This window comes from Stenotrophomonas sp. (genome assembly GCF_035634915.1).
Lineage (GTDB): Bacteria > Pseudomonadota > Gammaproteobacteria > Xanthomonadales > Xanthomonadaceae > Stenotrophomonas.
In genome coordinates, this window is record NZ_DASQCB010000018.1 from 21,520 (window position 1) to 40,354 (window position 18,835).

Annotated in this window: 15 protein-coding genes; 5 read left to right on the forward strand and 10 right to left on the reverse strand. The window is 68.2% G+C overall.

Annotation, left to right across the window (positions count from 1 at the left end):
• Positions 1 to 83: 83 nt before the first annotated feature.
• From VER16_RS13120 to VER16_RS13135, 4 genes are all read right to left on the reverse strand, one after another.
• Positions 84 to 806 carry a pseudouridine synthase gene (locus VER16_RS13120; RefSeq protein ID WP_324808829.1) on the reverse strand — a complete coding sequence of 241 codons (723 nt, stop codon included), beginning with the start codon at positions 804 to 806 and terminating at the stop codon, positions 84 to 86.
• Positions 807 to 840: 34 nt separating this feature from the next.
• Entirely contained in the window at positions 841 to 2,451 is a 1,611-nt protein-coding gene (locus tag VER16_RS13125) for a sensor domain-containing diguanylate cyclase (RefSeq protein ID WP_414716056.1), read from the reverse strand.
• Between the two features lie 402 nt (positions 2,452 to 2,853).
• Positions 2,854 to 5,271, reverse strand: a complete 2,418-nt coding sequence (locus tag VER16_RS13130) for a putative bifunctional diguanylate cyclase/phosphodiesterase (protein ID WP_324808833.1) — start codon at positions 5,269 to 5,271, stop codon at positions 2,854 to 2,856.
• A gap of 204 nt (positions 5,272 to 5,475) precedes the next feature.
• A complete protein-coding gene (locus VER16_RS13135; protein ID WP_324808835.1) occupies positions 5,476 to 7,395 on the reverse strand; it encodes a DEAD/DEAH box helicase in 1,920 nt (639 codons plus the stop codon).
• A gap of 245 nt (positions 7,396 to 7,640) precedes the next feature.
• Here VER16_RS13135 and VER16_RS13140 point away from each other — a divergent pair, with 245 nt between their 5' ends.
• Positions 7,641 to 7,862, forward strand: a complete 222-nt coding sequence (locus tag VER16_RS13140) for an RNA-binding S4 domain-containing protein (protein WP_324808837.1) — start codon at positions 7,641 to 7,643, stop codon at positions 7,860 to 7,862.
• A 6-nt stretch (positions 7,863 to 7,868) separates the two neighbouring features.
• On the opposite strand, the gene ubiM is transcribed toward VER16_RS13140, so the two are convergent.
• The 4 genes from ubiM to VER16_RS13160 form a co-directional block, all read right to left on the reverse strand.
• Positions 7,869 to 9,047: a 5-demethoxyubiquinol-8 5-hydroxylase UbiM gene (ubiM, locus tag VER16_RS13145; protein WP_324808838.1), complete on the reverse strand. Its 1,179-nt coding sequence runs from the start codon at positions 9,045 to 9,047 to the stop codon at positions 7,869 to 7,871.
• Positions 9,048 to 9,134: 87 nt separating this feature from the next.
• Positions 9,135 to 9,524 (reverse strand): MAPEG family protein, encoded by a 390-nt coding sequence (locus VER16_RS13150; RefSeq protein WP_324808840.1) that lies wholly within the window; start codon positions 9,522 to 9,524, stop codon positions 9,135 to 9,137.
• Between the two features lie 12 nt (positions 9,525 to 9,536).
• Complete coding sequence (locus VER16_RS13155) at positions 9,537 to 10,100, reverse strand: DUF4019 domain-containing protein (protein WP_324808842.1); 564 nt, start codon at positions 10,098 to 10,100, stop codon at positions 9,537 to 9,539.
• 58 nt (positions 10,101 to 10,158) lie between these two features.
• Positions 10,159 to 11,298, reverse strand: coding sequence for a hypothetical protein (locus tag VER16_RS13160; protein ID WP_324808844.1), 1,140 nt, complete (start codon positions 11,296 to 11,298; stop codon positions 10,159 to 10,161).
• A gap of 421 nt (positions 11,299 to 11,719) precedes the next feature.
• Between VER16_RS13160 and VER16_RS13165 the strand changes: the two genes are divergently transcribed.
• The 3 genes from VER16_RS13165 to VER16_RS13175 all read left to right on the forward strand — a co-directional run bounded on the left by VER16_RS13165 (position 11,720) and on the right by VER16_RS13175 (position 15,582).
• Positions 11,720 to 13,198, forward strand: a complete 1,479-nt coding sequence (locus tag VER16_RS13165; RefSeq protein WP_324808846.1) for an AlkA N-terminal domain-containing protein — start codon at positions 11,720 to 11,722, stop codon at positions 13,196 to 13,198.
• On the forward strand, positions 13,195 to 13,686 hold the full coding sequence (locus VER16_RS13170; protein ID WP_324808848.1) for a methylated-DNA--[protein]-cysteine S-methyltransferase: 492 nt from the start codon (positions 13,195 to 13,197) through the stop codon (positions 13,684 to 13,686). Before VER16_RS13165 ends, VER16_RS13170 begins: the two co-directional genes overlap by 4 nt.
• A gap of 651 nt (positions 13,687 to 14,337) precedes the next feature.
• Positions 14,338 to 15,582 carry an ectonucleotide pyrophosphatase/phosphodiesterase gene (locus VER16_RS13175; RefSeq protein WP_324808850.1) on the forward strand — a complete coding sequence of 415 codons (1,245 nt, stop codon included), beginning with the start codon at positions 14,338 to 14,340 and terminating at the stop codon, positions 15,580 to 15,582.
• 111 nt (positions 15,583 to 15,693) lie between these two features.
• Here VER16_RS13175 and VER16_RS13180 read toward each other — a convergent pair whose 3' ends face one another.
• Positions 15,694 to 15,873: a 30S ribosomal protein THX gene (locus VER16_RS13180; protein WP_079221211.1), complete on the reverse strand. Its 180-nt coding sequence runs from the start codon at positions 15,871 to 15,873 to the stop codon at positions 15,694 to 15,696.
• 110 nt (positions 15,874 to 15,983) lie between these two features.
• Positions 15,984 to 16,397: a MerC domain-containing protein gene (locus VER16_RS13185; protein WP_079221210.1), complete on the reverse strand. Its 414-nt coding sequence runs from the start codon at positions 16,395 to 16,397 to the stop codon at positions 15,984 to 15,986.
• A gap of 135 nt (positions 16,398 to 16,532) precedes the next feature.
• Here VER16_RS13185 and VER16_RS13190 point away from each other — a divergent pair, with 135 nt between their 5' ends.
• Complete coding sequence (locus tag VER16_RS13190) at positions 16,533 to 18,728, forward strand: TonB-dependent receptor (RefSeq protein WP_324808853.1); 2,196 nt, start codon at positions 16,533 to 16,535, stop codon at positions 18,726 to 18,728.
• The last annotated feature ends 107 nt before the right edge of the window (positions 18,729 to 18,835 follow it).

An 18,835-nucleotide genomic window follows, 5' to 3' on the forward strand; every position in this document is an offset into this window, starting at 1 on the left:
GTCATGTTCCGGCAGGTCACTGCGGAGTCTAGCCGATCATGCCGTCCGCCAGCCGAGCGTGGGCTCGGCTCTACAGACGCGCGTTACCAATCCTGCTGCTTGGGCAGCAGGCCGTGCAGTTCCTGCTCGGTCAGGTTGCGCCACTGGCCCGGCTTCAGCGCACCGATCTTGATGTTGTCGATGCGCACGCGACGCAGCTGGGTGACGCGGTAACCGAAGGCCGCCGCCATCAGGCGGATCTGCCGGTTCAGGCCCTGCTCCAGGGTAATGCGGAAGCCGAACTTGGCGATGCGCGACGTGCGGCACGGCAGGGTCATCTGGTCGTGGATGCGCACGCCGCGGGCCATGCCGCGCAGGAATTCGTCGGTGACCGGCTTGTTGACCGCCACCAGGTATTCCTTCTGGTGGCCATTCTCAGCGCGCAGGATCTGGTTGACGATGTCGCCGTTGCTGGTCATCAGGATCAGGCCTTCGGATTCCTTGTCCAGGCGGCCGATCGGGAAGATGCGCTGTTCGTGGCCGACGAAATCGACGATGTTGCCCTTGACCGAGCTTTCGGTGGTGCAGGTCACACCCACCGGCTTGTTCAGCGCGATGTAGACGTGGCGGCGGGTACCGGGCTTGCGGGCCACGCGCACCTGCAGCGGCTGGCCGTCGACCAGGACGGTATCGCCCTCGCCGACCACCGCGCCGGTACCGCCCGGATGGCCGTTGACGGTGACCCGGCGGGCGGCGATCAGGCGATCAGCCTCGCGGCGGGAGCAGAAGCCGGTTTCGGCAATGTATTTGTTGAGTCGGGTGGTCATCGGCCTATTATCGGCCATCCCCGCCCCGACCGGGTCACGCTGGCAGCAATGGATCGACGGTTTCTCCGTCGAACACCCGGTTGCGACCGCTGCGCTTGGCCACGTACATGGCATGGTCAGCACGCCGCAGCAGGGCGGCCTGGTCATCCTCGCCCGGCCGCCACTGCGCCAGGCCGATGCTGGCGGTCACCTCCAGGCCTGGCACCTGCAGGTCCCGGCAGACGACGGTGATGCGCTGGCGCAGCTGCTCCAGGCGGCCGGTGGCGATGTCGCGCGGCATGCCCGGCAGCAGCAGCAGGAACTCTTCCCCGCCCATGCGGACCACTTCGTCCTGGTTGCGCACGGCCGCACGCAGGGCCTGCGCCACGGCCACCAGCACCTGGTCACCGACCGCATGGCCGTGGCGGTCATTGATGTCCTTGAACAGGTCGATGTCGAGGAAGCCGATCACCAGCGGGCCGCCATCGCGCTGCACCTGCTCCAGCTGCTGGGCCAGGTGCTGCAGGCCGGCACGGCGGTTGGGCAGGCCGGTCAGCATGTCGGTCTCGGCCAGCTGGCGCATCTCGTCACGCTGCTGGCGCAGCCGGCCCATGCTCAGGTTCAGCGCATAGGCGGCCATCATCAGCAGCCAGGTGATGGCCAGCTGCAGCGCTTCGACCCGGTATTCGTACAGCCAATGCGCGCGGGCCAGGTCGGCCGCCACCAGCACCAGCATCGGCGTCAGCGCGGCCAGCCCGGCCAGGGCCCAGGCATCGCCACGCAGGCGCGCCCAGATCCCCACCGCCAGCGACAGCGCGCAACCGGCAACGAAGCTGCCCTGCAGGACCTGCCCTACCACCACCAGGCCGTCCCGATCCAGCCAGGGCACCAGCGCGGCCATGCCCATCAGCCCGCACAGCACCAGCTGCTGGACCACGCGCGAACGCGGCAGCAGGCGGTCTCCGCCGTTCAGTCGCCACAGCGCGGGCAGCACCAGCGCCTGGGTAGCGGCGGTCAAGGCCAGCAGCCAGCAGGCACCGTGCTCGCCTACCGGCAGCCAGGGTTCGGGATAGCCGCTGAGCCCCCCGAGGATGGCCTGCCACAGCACCAGCACCAGGGTGGCACCGATATACAGGAGGAAGCTGCGGTCGCGCGTGGTCAGGTAGGCCATCAGCGCCGAGAGCGCCAGCGCGATGGCCACCGCGATGCAGGCCGCGCGAACCAGCAGGCGAGCGGTGTCGTTCTGCTGCACGGGGCTGGGCGCCCCCAGCTGCAGGGTAGGCACCCAGCGCGCCTTCAGCGGGGTCTGCCAGGAGACCAGGAACGGTTCATGGCTGCCGGCAGGCGGTACGGCAACCATGCCGATGCCCGCCCGGAAGCGCGAGTCGCGGGTGCGTGCGTCGTGCATGTTGCCGCAGATCTCGCGGTCGCCGTACCTGAGTTGTACTTCGCCGGCAAACACGTTGAACACATCCAGCGCCTGCGGCTCGCCGGACCAGCCTTCGGGTGGGGCGTGGACGGTGACCTGCTGGCGGTTGCCGGCGAGCATCTGCGGGGTGCAGGTGCGATGGGGCGTGGGTTCGTCGGTGGCAGCACCGACCATCAGGTAATCACGGCCGTTCTCGACCGTGCGCGCATGGCCCAGCCATGGCATGGCCAGCACCATCAGCAGCACGATCAGCACCACCCCCGTTCCGTAACGCCACTGCCTGACGACCACGCTGGATCCTGTTCCTGCTCACGCCCGCGCCCGTTGCGCGTCGCCCCTGGGGGACATTATCGCAGCCAAATGGGCCTTGGAAGTGTAGGCCAATGGTGGTAGGCGGGGATTGGCGTGGCAGGGCCTGCAGCCCTGCACCTGCTGAAGCGGTAGTGCCGAACGTTGGTCGGCACAGTAGATCCACGCCATGGGTGGATGATTTCATTCGATATCTGACAGATGTGTCGACCAAGGTCGACACCTACCAACAGCCGCGTGAACCTGTCGAAGGCGGGGCCCCGCTGTTGAGGCTGCCGGCCAGCGGCCGGCACTACCGCAGGTGCAGGGCTGCAAGCCCTGCCGCCCCCCCTACCCCGTCGGGCCCTGGCTGCCTACCAGCCGTACCGGCCGCTGGTTGGCCAGGGTCAGCCGCTCCAGCGGCTGCGGGCGCTCGATGCCGTAGCCCTGCAGCCCCTGCACGCCCATGTCGGCCAGCGTCTGCGCCACATCGGTGGTCTCCACCCACTCGGCCACCACCTCCATCTGCAGTTCGCGCCCCAGTTCGCTGATCGCACGCACCGTTGCCCGGCTCACCACGTCGGTATCCATGTCCCGCACGAACGCGCCGTCGATCTTCAGCATGTCCGCCGGCAGCTGACGCAGGTAACCGAACGAGGACAACCCCGAACCGAAGTCATCCAGCGCCATCCGGCAGCCACGGGCCTTCACTGCATCGATGAACGCCCGCGCCTGGGTCAGGTTGCTGATCGCCGCCGTCTCGGTCACCTCGAAGCAGAGCTTGGCCGCCAGTGCGCGGTTGCGTTCAAGCAGGTCGCAGACGAACGCCAGGAAACTCGGTTCGGCGATCGACTGCGCCGACACGTTGACATTGCACAGGCCAAGCTGGCGTACATGCGCCGGGCACACCTGCAGGTGGCGGAACAGCAGCCCCAGCACGTGCCGGTCCAGCGCCACGGCCATGCCATAGCGCTCCACCGCCGGCATGAACTGCCCCGGCAGATGCAGCGCGCCGTCGGCATCGCGCATGCGCACCAGCACCTCGTAATGCAGGTATCCCGGGTCGCCGACCTTGGCGATGCGCTGGGCATACAGCAGCATGCGGTTCTCGGCCATCGCCCGGCTCACCCGCTGCAGGCGTTCGGCCTCGTGGCGGCGCTCGTCCAGCGCCAGCCGGTCCTCGTTGAAGCAGTGCACGCGATTGCGGCCGGCCTGCTTGGCGGCATAGCAGGCACTGTCGGCCGCACTCATCAGCCAGTTCACGTCTGCTGCGTCGGCCGTCACCTCCACCACGCCGATACTGCAGCTCAGCTGCGGGCTGCCTTCGCTGATCGGGAACGTTGCCTGCCCCAGGTTGCGGATCAGCCGCTGCAGCACGCGCTTGGCCTCCTCCTGGCTGGCGCGCCCCAGGAAGACCGCGAACTCGTCGGCCCCCAGCCGTCCCACCCAGTCCCCTTCGCGCACCGCGCCCATCAGGTACTCGGCGAAGCCGCGCAGCATCTGATCGCCTGCGGCGTGACCGAAGCTGTCGTTGACGAGCTTGAAATGATCCAGGTTGATGTAGCACAACGCATGCGTGCCACCGTCGGAGCGGACCTGCATCAAGGCCTTTTCCAGCAGCCGTTCGATCTCGCGGCGGTTGATCAGGCCGGTCAGCGGATCGTGGCTGGCGTGATGCTCGATCTCACGCGCCAGCGCATGGTTCTGGCTGACATCCTCGATGATGGAAAACACCGACAGCCGGCCGCCGGCGCTGCGCACGCCGGTGCCGCTCCAGCGACCCCACACCAGGCTGCCGTCGCGGCGGCGGAAGCGCAGCTCGCTGGGCCGCAGCTGGCGGTCCCAGTCGATCCGTGCTTCCTCGTCGAGCACCAGCTCGCCGTCCATCAGCAGGTCGCCCAGGGTCATCTGCTGCAGCACGTCGCGCCGGTAGTCGAGGATGTCGGCCATCGCCTGGTTGGCTTCCATCACGCGCCCGGCCGCATCCAGCTTCAGCATGCCCACGTTGGCCTGGTAGAAGGCCGCGCGGAAGCGGCTTTCGTGCTCGGTCAGGTCCTTGCCGACGCGACGCGCAAGGGCCACCGCCATCAGGGTGATGGCCAGCACGGAGAAGCCACCGACCACCAGCGTGACGATGCGTACGGTGTGCGCCATGCGCAGCAGGGCCTGCGAGAATGCCTCGGCCTGCGATTGCAGCTGCAGGTCAAGATCGTGCACGCGCTGCATGTAGCGATCACGCAGGGCGGGCTGCTGCAGGAAATCCGGCGGCATGCTCTCCAGTTCCTCGATCAGCGCCTGCATCGCCAGCAGGTGCGCATCAGTCTGCCGCCACAAGCGGGTGGCTTCACGGAACGGTCCCAGCTCGCGCGCATAGCGGAACGAGAACACAAGCCGGGAGACATCGGCGCGTGCGTTGCCGCCGCGCAGGAAGCCCTCGCGTGCCTTCACTTCATCCGGATCGGACTGCTCCAACGCCAGCCGTGCCTGCAGATCGCCCAGCGGCACCTGCAGCGCGCGCCGCGCATCTTCCAGGTCATGCGCCGCGCCGCGCGCCAGATAGCGGCTGAGCGCGGCGGTGGCATCCTGCTGGCCACGCGACCAGTGCCCCTGCCCGGCCATCCACGCGGTCGATGCCGCCTGCAGTTCCTGGATCAACGCGGACAAGCCGACCAGTCCGATCGCCATGCCCGTCAACAATGCAAACCGTAACCCCAGCCCGCGGGTCATGGGTACCCGCCGCTGATGGTGCTCCCTACCACTCCTACCCATCCCGGATCCCCCCGAATGTGCCGGACTGCCTCCTTGTGCAACCGTTTCAGCGTATGGCCGGGCATGTGTGGGCCATGCGAAACCGGGCCGGCAGAAAGGGGACGGAGGGGATTAAACCGATTTAATCCCCTCCGTCACCTTTTTGCCGGCGTGAAACGAACAACGCCAGCGCGGAGGCTGGCGTTGTTTTTCACATTCTGGGGATCAGTAGCTGCGCGGGCCGCGTGGCTTGAAGCCGTCACGACGCGGCGGGCGGCTGTCGCGGTCACCGCCGCGGTCGCCACCCGGACCGCCGGGGCCGCTGCGGCGCGGGCCACCCGGACCACCCGGACCACCCGGACCACGCTTGTCAAAGCGCGGCTTGAACGGACGCGGTGCCGGGTTGGTGTCTTCACCCGGGGCCAGCGCACGCATCTGCAGCTGCTGGCCGGACACCCAGACCTTCTGCAGGTGCGACAGCACGTCCGGCGGCATCTGTGCCGGCAGATCCAGCAGCGAGAAGTCGTCGTGGATGTCGATGCGGCCGATGAAGCGGCTTTCCAGGCCGGCTTCGTTGGCGATGGCACCGACGATGTTGGCCGGCTTCACGCCATGCTGGTGACCCACCGAGATGCGGTAGGTCTCCATGCCCTGCTCCGGCGCACCGCGCGGCGGCACGTCACGGCGCGGACGCTGCTCGAAGCCGCCTTCACCGTCTTCGCGACGCGGGCCACGCTCGAAGCGCGGACCCCGCTCCGGGCGGTCGCCACGGTCGAAACGTTCACGCGGGGCACGTTCTTCACGCGGGGCACGCACCGGCGGCTGCAGCAGGAACGGCGTATCGCCCTGCAGCATCTTCGCCAGCGCAGCGGCCACTTCGATGGCCGGCACGTTCTGCTCGTTCTCGAAACGCTCCAGCAGCTGGCGGTAGAAGTCCAGGCCGCCGGCAGCCAGGGTTTCGGTGATGCGCGAGGTGAACTTGTTGATGCGGGTGTCGTTGACCGCTTCCACGCTCGGCAGCTGCATTTCTTCGATCGGCTGGCGGGTGGCGCGCTCGATCTGGCGCAGCATGCCCTTCTCGCGCGGGGTGGCGAACAGGATCGCCTCACCGCTGCGGCCGGCACGGCCGGTACGGCCGATGCGGTGCACGTAGCTTTCGGTGTCGTACGGGATGTCGTAGTTCAGCACGTGGCTGATGCGCTCCACGTCCAGGCCGCGGGCGGCCACGTCGGTGGCCACCAGGATGTCCAGCTTGCCTTCCTTCAGCATCGCGATGGTGCGCTCACGCTGGGCCTGCTGCATGTCACCGTTGATGGCGGCAGCGGCCAGGCCACGGGCCTGCAGCTTGCTGGCCAGTTCCTCGGTGCCGGCCTTGGTCCGGGCGAAGATGATCATCGCGTCGAACGGCTCGACTTCCAGGATGCGGGTCAGCGCGTCCAGCTTGTGCATGCCACTCACCCACCAGTAACGCTGGCGGATGTTGGCCGAGGTGGTGGTCTTGGCCGCGATGGTCACTTCCACCGGGTCCTGCAGGTAGGTCTGGGCGATGCGGCGGATCTGCGGCGGCATGGTGGCCGAGAACAGGGCCACCTGGCGCTGTTCCGGCAGCTTCTTCAGCACCGCTTCGACGTCGTCGATGAAGCCCATGCGCAGCATTTCATCGGCTTCGTCCAGCACCAGGGTCTTCAGCTCGGACAGGTCCAGGGTGCTGCGGTCCAGGTGGTCGATCACGCGGCCGGGGGTACCGACCACGATGTGCACGCCGCGGCGCAGGGCCGACAGCTGCTGGCCGTAGGGCTGGCCGCCGTACACCGGCAGCACGCGGAAGCCGGGGATCTTCGACGAATAGGACTGGAACGCCTCGGCGACCTGGATGGCCAGTTCGCGGGTCGGCGCCAGGATCAGGGCCTGGGGCTTGATCTGCTGCAGGTCGATGTTGGACAGTACCGGCAGTGCGAACGCTGCGGTCTTGCCGGTACCGGTCTGCGCCTGGCCCAGCACGTCGCGGCCTTCCAGCATCGCCGGGATGGTGGCGGCCTGGATCGGCGACGGGGTTTCATAGCCGATGGCGCTGACGGCCTGCATCACAGGCTCGGACAGGCCGAGCTGCGCGAACTGCAGCGGCGCTTGGGAATCTTGGGACATGGGAAACTCCAAAGGCACGGCCATCTGCATGGCAGTGCGATAAAAAAGGGATGGTCCGCGCTTTGGGCGCCCTTCTTATCGCGTGCCCTGGCGCTGCTCGGTCGGAGGAGAATTCACTCACTCAGAGCGGAATGATACCGCACTCTTCCTGAACCAGGCGTACAGGAAACCATTCGCATCCCCTTCCAGCTCGCGCTGGCGCACAATACGCGCCCCTCCCGCCTGCTCCCAGGACACGCCCGACCATGCAGATCCTCGAATTCGACCTCGACGGCGACTACGTCGAACTCAAGCAGCTGCTCAAGCTGGCCGACCTGGTCACCAGCGGCGGCGAGGCCAAGGTGGTCATTGGTGACGGCCAGGTGCGGGTGGACGGCCAGGTCGAGCTGCGCAAGGCCTGCAAGATCCGCGCGGGCCAGGTGGTTGAATTCGCCGACAGCCAGATCCGGGTGCTGGCGGCCAGCTGACCCGGTTCAGGCAACGCGCTGGGTCAGGTGCGAGGCGATCAGCTGCCTGAACGGCGCCACGCCCTGCGCCACACGCAACCCTGCCGCACGCAGCAGGCGTGCCGGCCGGCGGTCGTCGGTGTACAGGCTGGCGATCGCATTGGTGGCCTCGTACAGCGGCCGCGATGCCAGCCGGTGGCTGCGCTGGTAACCGGCCAGCATGCCGGCCGCGGCGATGTCCGCGCCCCGCCGCTGCTGTGCCAGGATGCCCTGCGCCAGGCGCTGCGCACTGGCCAGGCCCAGGTTGAATCCATGCGCGGTGACCGGGTGCATGCCCACCGCCGCATCGCCGATCAGTGCCGCGCGCTCGCCAGCGAAGCGGTGCGCGTACACCCCCACCAGCGGATAGGCCTGCGGCGTGGCCACCGGCTGCATCTGTCCCAGGCGGTGTTCGAAGCACGCCGTGATCGCCTCACCGAAGCTCACCTCGTCCATCGCCAGCAGGTCTTCGACCTGCCGCGGCGGCAAGGTGATGACCGCCGAGGCCTGGCCTTCGTTGAGCGGCAGCAGCGCCATGGTGCGGCCGTAGCCGAACCATTCCCACGCGGTGTGGTGATGGTCGCGCTCGACCTGCATGCGGCACACCAGCATCGACTTGCCGAAGTCACGCATCTGCGCGCCGATGCCGAGCATGCGGCGCGTGGCCGAAAAGCGGCTGTCGGCAGCGACCAGCAGCCGCGCATGCAGCGCGCTGCCGTCATCGAGCGTGACCACGTGCCCCTGCGAATCGGCCTGCACGGCCTGCACCTTGCGGCCATCGAACAGCTCCAACCCGTCCTGGCCCTGCACCGCCTCCCAGGCGGCTCGGCGGATCAGGTGGTTGGGCAGCAGCCAGCCGAGCGGCTGTCCGTCGCGCTGGCCACTGGCGAAGGTCAGCGCGAACGGCGAACCGCCGTTCATCACCCGCGCATCGCGCAGTTCGGCAATTTCGGCTTCGGGCAGGCGCTGCCACAGGCCCAGCTGTTCCAGGCTCTGCCGCGAGGCGTGGGTCAGGGCGATCTCACGGCCATCGAAGGCCGCCTGGGCCAGCGCCTGGCGTGGCTGCACCTCGACCAGGCCGATCTGCAGGCCGCTGCCGGCCAGTGCACGCGCAAAGCACAGGCCCGCCGGGCCCGCACCGACCACCACCACGTCCATCCTGCGCATCCGCGCCTCCTGCCGTTGATTCCAGTCACGCCCAGCATAACGCCCGGCGCATGACTGGCCTTGATCTGGATCAGGCCCATGCCTGCCTCAGAGCAGTGCGAACACCAGCTTGGAGATCGCCACGATCGAGACCACCCAGACCAGGCTGCGCACGTAGGGCACGCCCGCCGCGTACAGCGGCAGGTAGACCACCCGCGCCCAGACATAGACCTGCGCGGCCAGCACCGTGCTCTCGTTGCTGCGCCCGGCCACCACCACCGCGATCGCGGCGGCAGCGAAGAACGGGAACGTCTCGAAGAAGTTGGCCTGCGCCCGCTTCAGCCTTCCCGCCAGCGGGCTGAGTGGCACGTCAGGCGCATCGCGCGCCGACGCATTCCATTTCATCCCGCGCTCGCGGGTGACCACGGTGGACGCGGCGAAGATGTAGACGAAGCCGAGCAGCATCGCCCAGGCCAGCATGCTCAGTTCGGTGGCCATCGAGGCTCTCCGTCAGGGCGCGGACGCGCGCAGGCTGTAACCGGCCAGGCGCCAGGTCTGGTCCTCGTCGAAACGGAACGAGACCAGTTCGCGCACCGGCTGCGCGCTGTTGGCGAAGCGGGTCGGGAAGCTGACGTTGATGTACAGCCCTTCGGGCACGGCGGCGCCGGCGGCGTACTTGACCCGGGTGATGGTCGGCTGGCCGCGGCCGTTCATGGTGCCAAGGCGGGTGCGATCGGCGGCCAGCTGGCTGACGAAGGCCGCCTTCGGCACCGCGCGGCGCGCCACGACCGAGGCGCCGTCCCACAGCTCACCGGCGCGGTTGCTGTCGACCAGCTGCGCGGCCTTGAGAGCCGCAGCGCTCATCTCCGCATCCTGCTTCTGCACCTGCGCCTGCTGTGCGGCGGTCAAGGCCGGTGCGGCGGGTGCGGCCGTGGCCGGCTTGGCGGCGGCCGGGGTGGCAGGCGCAGGTCGCGCCAGTGCCGGCGCAGGCGTTGCCGGCGCGGGAGCTTGTGCCAGTGCCGTCAGCGGCAGCAGGGACAACAGCAGGAACTTCGGCAAACGCACGCGTTTCATGGACACCGCCGGTTCAAGAGTAAGAATCCCAGTCTACTGCAGGGCAGTGAGTGCCTCGTCAGCGCGCGGGCGCGCTGGCTTCCACCGCCGCGGCATCGCCCGGCAGCTGATCGGCGACCGGCGGTTTCTCCGGCGGCGCTGGCGGCAGCGTGGCCACATCGATTTCAGACAGCGGGCTCTCTTCCGGGCACACCGCATCAGGGAAGCCGAAGCGCTGCTTCAGGGCCTGGCCGCAGCTGTTGATCGACTCCATGTCGGCGCCTTCGCGCTTGCACTGCTGGTCGAAGGCCACCAGGAAGGCATCCTTGCGCTGCACGAAATCATCGCCGCAGGCACGCATCTGCTTGATCCGCTCCAGATCGTCCTGCACCGCATTGGTGCCGTCCAGGCCGAACTGTCGCAGTTCGTCGGGAGTGAGCAGGCGCAGGCTGCGGTTGGGCACGGTCATCATCAGGTCGGCCACGCCCACCGCCACGCCGTTGCGCTGCAGGTAATCCTTCACGTTGTCATAGACCTCATGCAGCTCACGGTTGAGCTCGGCGCGCGAGGTGGCCTTGGAACTGATGCGCATCATGCGATGGATACCCACCTTGCCCGACAGCAGCCGGTTGTCGCCCGCCGCCAGCACGAACACGCAGGCGCTGTGGCAGATGGATCCTTCCCGAACCCAGATGGTCCAGCCGGACTCGCCGATGCTGTCGCCGGCCACGATGGCCGATTCCACCTGGCCGCCGCTGGAGTCCAGATCGAGGATGCGCTTGTGGATCTTCAACGCATCGGCCACCACCGCCAAACGCCACATCATCTCGGCAAAGCCCGGATTGATCTTGCCCTGGTAGCGCACCCGCAGCAGCCCGCGCTCGGCGCAGGGCAGCATGGCCTGCTGGATCTGCTCGCGTTGCAGGCCTTCCAGCGCCACGCCATCACCGCTCTCGGCGGCGTAGTCGGTGCCACAGCTGAGCCAGGCCTGGCCGTTTTCCAGCTGCGCCTGCGACCACGGCCGATCCGCACGGCTGCTCGGGGGCGCGACCGGCGGCGGTGGCGCATCGGCGGCATTGATGGACACCATGTTCTCGCCATCGCTGGCCGGTGCCCGCGTCGCCTTGTCAGCGGCCGTCACGTTGCCAGGGTTCTCCAGCTGGCTGCAGCCCGCCAGGGCCAGGCACAACAGGGGCAACCAGCGGAATCTGACGGACATCGGGCAACCGGTCTTCGCGGGAACAAGGCCCCCAGTCTACCTGTCCCCGCCGCGCATTCAGCGCGCAGCACTGAACCCCCTCTGACCCGGGAAGACGCATGTCGACCAAGGTCGACACCTGCCAAAGGCACAGCAAAAGCATGTCAACCAAGGTTGACACCTACCAGAGCGCAGCGACGTCCCAACAGAAGACGGATCCGACCCCGTGCCGACCAACGGTCGGCACCCACCAACAGCAGCGGGAAGCTGTCAGAGGCGGGGCGGTGTGGGCTGGCAGGACCGTTGGCGCCATGGATGGCGCCATCGAGCCCCCGAAGTGGCTTCGGCGGGTGCAGGGCCGCAAGCCTTGCCATCAACCCCCTCCAACATCCATGTCCGAATCCGGCGAGTATCTCCCCCCGCCCCGCCCTAGACTGGCGCCATGGACACCTCCCCCGCCCTCGACCACGCCGCCTGCGACCGCGCCCGCCTGGCCCGCGACGCGCGCTTCGACGGCGTGTTCTTCACCGCCGTGCGCAGCACGGGCATCTACTGCCGCCCGGTCTGCCCGGCGCCACCCCCGAAGCCGCGCAACATCGCCTACTACCCCACCGCCGCCGCGGCTGCGGCCGCCGGCTATCGGCCCTGCCTGCGCTGCCGGCCCGAGCTTGCCCCGCAGGCACAGCAGGCCCTGGCCGGGCAGACCGTGCAGCGCGCCCTGGCCCTCATCCACGGCGGCTTCCTGCAGGACCAGGCCGTGACCGGACTCGCTGCGAAGCTCGGGGTGAGCGCACGCCAGCTGCAGCGCGTGTTCGTCGAGCACCTGGGCGCCACGCCGGGGCAGATCCACGCCACCCATCGCCTGTTGCTGGCCAAGCAACTGCTGACCGAAACCACCCTGCCGGTGACCGATGTCGCCCTGGCCGCCGGCTACAACAGCCTGCGGCGCTTCAACACCGCGTTCCTGCAGGGCTGCGGCATGGCACCGACCGCACTGCGCCGCCAGCACGCGCCCTCTGCCGCCGACGATGGCAGCCTGGTCCTGCGCCTGGGCTATCGCCCGCCGCTGGATTTCCCGCGCATGCTCGCCTTCCTGCGCAAGCGCAGCCTGCCGGGCATCGAACTGATCGGCGATGACAGCTACCAGCGCGTGCTCGGCACGCCCGAACGCCCGACCCTGCTGCGGGTGACCGCCGACCCCAAGCGGCCGGAACTGCGCCTGCAGCTGGGCGCGGTCGATCCGCGGCTGATTCCGGACATCGTGCGCCGCGTGCGCCGGGTGTTCGACCTCGATGCCGACCTGCAGCAGGTACACGCTGCCCTGGCCGAAGAACCGCTGCTGGCACGCGGCATCGCCGAGCGGCCCGGCCTGCGCGTGCCCGGCGGCTGGGATGGTTTTGAAGTGGCCGTGCGCGCGGTGCTGGGCCAGCAGGTGACCGTCGCAGCGGCCACCACCTTCGCGCGCCGCCTGGTCGATGCCTGGGGCGCACACCTGCCCGGCATGCCGCTCGAATTCGACCGCCAGTTTCCGGCGGCAGAGGTGCTGGCTGAAGCGCCGCTCGAGTCCATCGGCCTGCCACGCACGCGTGCGGCGACGGTGCGTGCGCTGGCGGCAGCCTGTGCCAGCGGCGAACTCGATTTCGGCCCCGGCCAGGCGCTGGAGGATTTCGTCACCCGCTGCGTGGCGCTGCCCGGCATCGGGCCATGGACGGCGCAGTACATCGCCCTGCGTGGCCTGGGCCAACCGGATGCCTTCCCTGCCGGTGACCTGGTACTGCAACAGGTGCTGGGCCATGCGCAGGGCCAGCGCCTGAGCGAACGCGCCACCGAAGCACGTTCGCAACCCTGGCGGCCTTGGCGCGCCTATGCGGTGCTGCACCTGTGGCACCTGTCCGGCACGTTTGTTGGAGAACCGACATGACCCTGTTGTTTGATCGTTTCGACAGCCCGATCGGCGAGCTGACCATCGCCGGTGACGAACGTGGCCTGGCCCACGTGCTGTTCCCGGAAAACCGCCATCCGGCGCGCGGCCGTGGCGACTGGCGGTATGCCCCAGGCGCGCTGCCGCAAGCACGCGAACAACTGCTGCAGTTCCTGCACGGCGAGCGCAGCACCTTCGATCTGGCACTTGCGCCGCACGGCACGCCGTTCCAGCTGCGGGTATGGCATGCGCTGGCGCTGATTCCGTTCGGGCAGACCTGGAGTTACCTGCAGCTGGCGCAGCAGCTTGGCCAGCCGACGGCGACGCGCGCGGTGGGGGCAGCCAACGGCCGCAATCCGCTGCCGATCATCCTGCCGTGCCATCGGGTGATCGGCAGCAATGGTGCACTGACCGGGTTTGGGGGTGGGCTGGAAACCAAAGCCGCCCTGCTGCGGCTGGAGCAGCGGCAGGCACCGTTGTTTGCCTGAGTGTTTGGGTAGCTGTTGGTAGGTGTCGACCTTGGTCGACACGCGCGGCAGCGCTGCGCCCTGCACCCGCTCAATGCAACGGCAACTTCAAAAGCCGGAGCGGCATTCCGTGGGATGGCGGGGCACTGTGGGTTTGCGGGGACGCCGTAAACCCCCCTCCGGGGTCCGGCCCAGCCGCTGGCGGCTGTGCGTTCGGGCGCTTGCGAAGCAGTGCTTCGCAAGCAAAGCGCCCTCACCCATGGGGGCTTGGTCGCCGCTTGCTCGTGTGCGCTCTCCTGCGCACACGGCAAGACCGGGGTTGGGCGTCCTGCCCAACCCGCCCGAGGCATGCCTCGGGCCCATGCGGCTCACACCCCGCAAACCCACAGTGCCCCGCCTTCGACAGTTTCCCGCGGCTGTTGGCAACTGCTGGTGGTAGGTGCCGACCGTTGGTCGGCACATCTGTCGCGGCCGTTGGTAGGTGTCGACCTTGGTCGGCACGCTATGGCCCCATCAGACGTGAAATGAAATCGACGGGGTGTGTCTGGTGAGGAGCCCCTTGTTGTTCAAGGGGGCGCGCCGACGGCGCGGGATAAGGAAAAATGCGTGGACACGGCGCGCTTCTGCGCGCCGTGTCTTGGGCACGTCATTGCGCCCGCTTATGATGTCGCGATGACTTCCGTACGCCTGACCTGCTCGCTGGCGTTGCTGCTGCCCCTGGCGGCCTGCACGACCACGCCTTCTTCGTCCGCGCCGGTTGCGCGCGCCGACGCGCCGCCACCGAAGCTGCTGCTGATCTCCATCGATGGCCTGCGTGCCGATGCACTGGACCGTGGCCTGACCCCGAACCTGCAGCGCATCATCGACAGCGGGGTGCGTGCCCGCTGGATGACGCCGTCCTACCCGTCGCTGACCTTCCCCAACCACTACACCATCGTCACCGGCCTGCGCCCGGACCACCACGGCATCGTCAACAACAGCATGGACGACGCACAGCTCGGGCGCTTCAGCCTTGGCGACCGCGATGCGGTGACCAACAGTGCCTGGTGGGGTGGCGAACCGATCTGGGTTGGCGCCGAGAAAGTGGGCGTGCGTACCGCGACCACCTCGTGGCCGGGCAGCGAGGCCGAGATCCATGGCACCCGCCCCAGCAAGTGGCAGGTCTACGACGGCAATGAACCGCTGCAGCAGCGCGCACGCACGGTACTGGAATGGCTGGCGCAGACCGATGCCGATGCCCCGCGGCTGACCACGCTGTACATGGAGAACGTGGACCACGCCGGCCACAGCTATGGGCCGGATTCGACCGAATACCGCGATGCGATCGTGCAGGCCGACCAGGTCATCGGCCAGGTGCTCGATGGCCTGGATGCCGGCGGTCTGGCGGCCACCACCAACGTCATCGTGGTCTCCGACCATGGCATGGCCAGCGTGGCCGAAGGCCATGTGGTGTCCACCGAGTCGATGGCCGACCCGTCCATCGCGCACAATGTCAGCCAGGGGCAGTCGGTCGGTTTCGCCCCTGTGGCCGGCCGTGAGGCTCAGGCCGAGCGCGCCCTGCTGGGCCGCCACGCGCACTACGAATGCTGGAAGAAGGAAGCGCTGCCGGCGCGCTGGCACTACGGCAGCAACCCACGCGTGCCCGCCATCGTCTGCCAGATGGATGAGGGCTGGGACGCGCTGCGTGCCGACCGCATCGCCAAGCGCGACCGGCAGGAACGCGGCTCGCACGGCTTCGACAATGCCCTGCCTTCGATGCGCGCGGTGTTCGTGGCGCGCGGCCCGTCGTTCCGGCAGGGGCTGGTGATCGATGGCTTCGACAACGTCGATGTGTACCCGCTGCTGGCGGAACTGCTGCAGGTGCCTGCCGCACCGAATGACGGCAACGCCGAAACGCTGCAGAAGACGCTGCGCTGAGCCGCAACGGCCGCCGGGCCATGCCCGGCGAGCGCTGCGGCAGGAAGGCCAGGCACAAAAAAACGCGGCGCCAGGCGCCGCGTTTTTCCTTGGACTCTCTACCCGGCCGGATCAGGCCTTGGCAGCAGCCTTCTTCGCCACGGCCTTCTTGGCCGGAGCCTTGGCCACGGTCTTCTTGGCAACCGGGGCACCGGCGCCTACAGCGACCTTGCTCGCGGTGTGCGAACGGGCGTTGCCGTAGCTGGCGTTGTAGCGCTTGCCCTTGGCGGTCTTGCGGTCACCCTTACCCATGTCTTCAACTCCTCAAGTGTGAAATCTGGTTACCCCGTACTGACACGGGTTCGGCGGGGCCGCCTTGCTGGGCGCCCCCGCGCACGATCAGAAAGCCTATCACGACGCGCCTAGTGCGCGCAGCTGGCGTCGTGGACGTGCACGTGGTTGAGGCGCAGGTTGACCAGATGGGCCACACCCACCAGCAGGCCGCCGAGGGTCATCACCACCGCATGCGGCACGGCATTGTGGTGCAGCGCATCCACCAGCACGCCCGCCCACAGCGCGACCAGGCCGGGCAGCAGGAAGCCCAGCGCGCGCAGGGCACCATGGCGGCGGTAGCCCATGACCAGGCTGAACAAGCCGAGCAGGGTCACGAATACCACCAGCGTCATTTCCACGCCGTCGCTCAGCCAGAACGAGAGGCCCAGCGAGGGGGCGATCGCCAGCAGCACCGGGATCACCGCGCAGTGCACGGCGCACAGCATCGAACCGGTGGCGCCGAAGCGGTCGAGCAGGCGGCGGAAGGAGGAGGACAGGGACATGACTTCCAGCAGGGTCGGCGAATCGTTATGGAATAATATAACATCCCTCCCCGACCCGCACGGTTTCCCTCCCCCTGTCCCACGACGGGATACGTGCGCCACCCGATTGATACAATGTAACAAAGGAAGCACCGCATGCCCTCGCACGCCCCACGTTTCAAGCCGCATTCCCTGGCCCTGGCCCTCGCTGCCCTGCTGCCGTCGGCCGCCTTTGCCGCCGCCGACCAGGACACCCATCGTGACCGCCACCTGACCGAGCTGTCGTCGGTGCAGGTAACCGCCTCGCCGCTGCAGGGCGATGCCGAGTCGCTGGCCCGCCCGGTGGACGTACTGGCCGGCGAACGCCTGGACGAGCAGAAGGCCGGCACCCTGGGTGACACCGTGGCCAAGCTGCCCGGCGTGCAGAGCACCTTCTTCGGCCCCGGCGTCGGCCGCCCGATCATCCGCGGCCAGGAAGGCCCGCGTGTGGCCGTGCTGTCCAACGGCATGGGCAACATGGATGCCTCCACCGTCAGCGCCGACCACGCCACCAGCATCGAGCCGTTCCTGGCGGACCAGATCGAAGTACTGAAGGGCCCGGCCACCCTGCTGTTCGGCAGCGGCGCCATCGGCGGCGCAGTGAACGTGGTCGATGGCCGCATCGCCCGCGAACTGCCGGACCGTCCGCTCAGCGGCCGCGCCGAAGTGCGTGGCAACTCGGTCAACGACGAGCGCAGCGGCATGTTCCGACTCGACGGCGTCAGCGGCAACGTCGTGCTGCACGTCGATGGCCTGGTGCGCAACGGCGATGACTACCGCATCCCCGGCTACGCGGTGATCGACAGCCTGGAAGACCATCACGAAGACCACGACCACGCAGGCGAGGAAGGCGAAGAGCCGCGCCGCGGCCGCCTGGACAACAGCTCCATCCGTACCCGCGCCGGCGGCGTCGGCGCCACCTGGCTGGGTGAAGGCGGCTACTTCGGCGTGTCGGCCAGCACCTACCGCACCAACTACGGCATCCCCAACGGCGCCCACGTGCACGCCGAGGGCGATGACCACGACCATGACCACGACCATGGCGACGAGGAGGAGGAAGGCGACGAGCATGACGTCCGCATCGACATGGTGCAGAACCGCTTCGAGACCAAGGCCGGCATCTACAACCCGGTCTCGTTCCTGAAGAACGTCAACGCGCGCGTGGCGTACACCGATTACGAGCACGTGGAGCTGGAAGCCGGCACGCCGTCCACCCGCTTCACCAACCGCGGCATCGAAACCCGCCTGGAAGCCGTGCAGCAGCAGATCGGCGGCTGGGACGGCGCGTTCGGCGTGCAGTTCGGCAACAGCGATTTCGGCGCCATCGGCGAAGAAGCGTTCGTGCCGAACACCAACACGAAGAACGCCGGCCTGTTCGTGCTGCAGGAAAAGCAGTTCGGCCCGTTCAAGCTGGAACTGGGCGGCCGCCACGACCAGGTGAAGCTGGACCCGACCGGTGACTACCGTCGCCGCAAGTTCGACGCCACCAATCTGTCCGCTGCGGGCATCTGGAAGCTCAACGAAGCGGTCGACCTGCGCATCGGTGTGGACAGCTCCGAGCGTGCACCGACCAATGAAGAGCTGTACGCGGCCGGCGCGCACATCGCCACCCGTTCGCTGGAAATCGGCGATGCCGACCTGAAGACCGAGCGCGGCCAGCGCGTCGAGCTGGGCATCCACACCCACAGCGACCGCCTGGATTTCTCGGCCTCGATCTACCAGACGAAGTTCAAGGACTTCATCTACCTGGCCGACACCGGCATCACCGAAAGCCTGCCGGTGCGTACCTGGACCCAGCAGGATGCGGTGTTCAAGGGTGCCGAGGCCGAGGCGCTGGTGCACCTGTTCGAAGGCAATGCCGGCGACTGGGACCTGCGCGTGTTCGGTGACTACGTGCAGGCCAAGCTGGATGGCAGCGGCAGCCGCACGCTGGACATCGCCGTGCCGCACGGTGACCACAACCACAACTACCGCGTGGACCTGGCCAACACCGGTTACCTGCCGCGCATCGCCCCGGCCCGTGTGGGCGCCGACCTGCGTTGGGCGAAGGACGGCTGGCGCGCCTCGGTGGGCGCGGTGCGCTACAGCCGGCAGAAGGACGTGGCCCAGAACGAGGAGCCGAGCGACGGCTACACCCTGGTCGATGCGCACTTCGCCTACCGCTGGGACCGCAGCGACAGCAACAGCTACGAGGTGTTCCTGGATGGCAGCAACCTGACCAACCGCGAAGTGCGTCCGCACACCTCGCTGCTGCGTGACTACTCGCCGCTGCCGGGCCGTGGTGTCGCCTTCGGCATTCGCGCGTACTTCTGATCGGTCATCCAAGGATGGCGTGGATCTACGGGTCCCAGCCAACCATTTCCTGGCGACGTTCATCGTCGTTCTCTCCCCGGGGGCCTTGTGGCCCCCGTTTTTTATGG

Coding starts and splice junctions, on each gene's coding strand:
- VER16_RS13120 (WP_324808829.1), bottom strand. CDS start 806: ATGACCACCCGACTCAACAAATACATTGCCGAAACCGGCTTCTGCTCC.
- VER16_RS13125 (WP_414716056.1), bottom strand. CDS start 2,451: ATGGTGCTGGCCATGCCATGGCTGGGCCATGCGCGCACGGTCGAGAAC.
- VER16_RS13130 (WP_324808833.1), bottom strand. CDS start 5,271: ATGGGTAGGAGTGGTAGGGAGCACCATCAGCGGCGGGTACCCATGACC.
- VER16_RS13135 (WP_324808835.1), bottom strand. CDS start 7,395: ATGTCCCAAGATTCCCAAGCGCCGCTGCAGTTCGCGCAGCTCGGCCTG.
- VER16_RS13140 (WP_324808837.1), top strand. CDS start 7,641: ATGCAGATCCTCGAATTCGACCTCGACGGCGACTACGTCGAACTCAAG.
- ubiM (WP_324808838.1), bottom strand. CDS start 9,047: ATGCGCAGGATGGACGTGGTGGTGGTCGGTGCGGGCCCGGCGGGCCTG.
- VER16_RS13150 (WP_324808840.1), bottom strand. CDS start 9,524: ATGGCCACCGAACTGAGCATGCTGGCCTGGGCGATGCTGCTCGGCTTC.
- VER16_RS13155 (WP_324808842.1), bottom strand. CDS start 10,100: ATGAAACGCGTGCGTTTGCCGAAGTTCCTGCTGTTGTCCCTGCTGCCG.
- VER16_RS13160 (WP_324808844.1), bottom strand. CDS start 11,298: ATGTCCGTCAGATTCCGCTGGTTGCCCCTGTTGTGCCTGGCCCTGGCG.
- VER16_RS13165 (WP_324808846.1), top strand. CDS start 11,720: ATGGACACCTCCCCCGCCCTCGACCACGCCGCCTGCGACCGCGCCCGC.
- VER16_RS13170 (WP_324808848.1), top strand. CDS start 13,195: ATGACCCTGTTGTTTGATCGTTTCGACAGCCCGATCGGCGAGCTGACC.
- VER16_RS13175 (WP_324808850.1), top strand. CDS start 14,338: ATGACTTCCGTACGCCTGACCTGCTCGCTGGCGTTGCTGCTGCCCCTG.
- VER16_RS13180 (WP_079221211.1), bottom strand. CDS start 15,873: ATGGGTAAGGGTGACCGCAAGACCGCCAAGGGCAAGCGCTACAACGCC.
- VER16_RS13185 (WP_079221210.1), bottom strand. CDS start 16,397: ATGTCCCTGTCCTCCTCCTTCCGCCGCCTGCTCGACCGCTTCGGCGCC.
- VER16_RS13190 (WP_324808853.1), top strand. CDS start 16,533: ATGCCCTCGCACGCCCCACGTTTCAAGCCGCATTCCCTGGCCCTGGCC.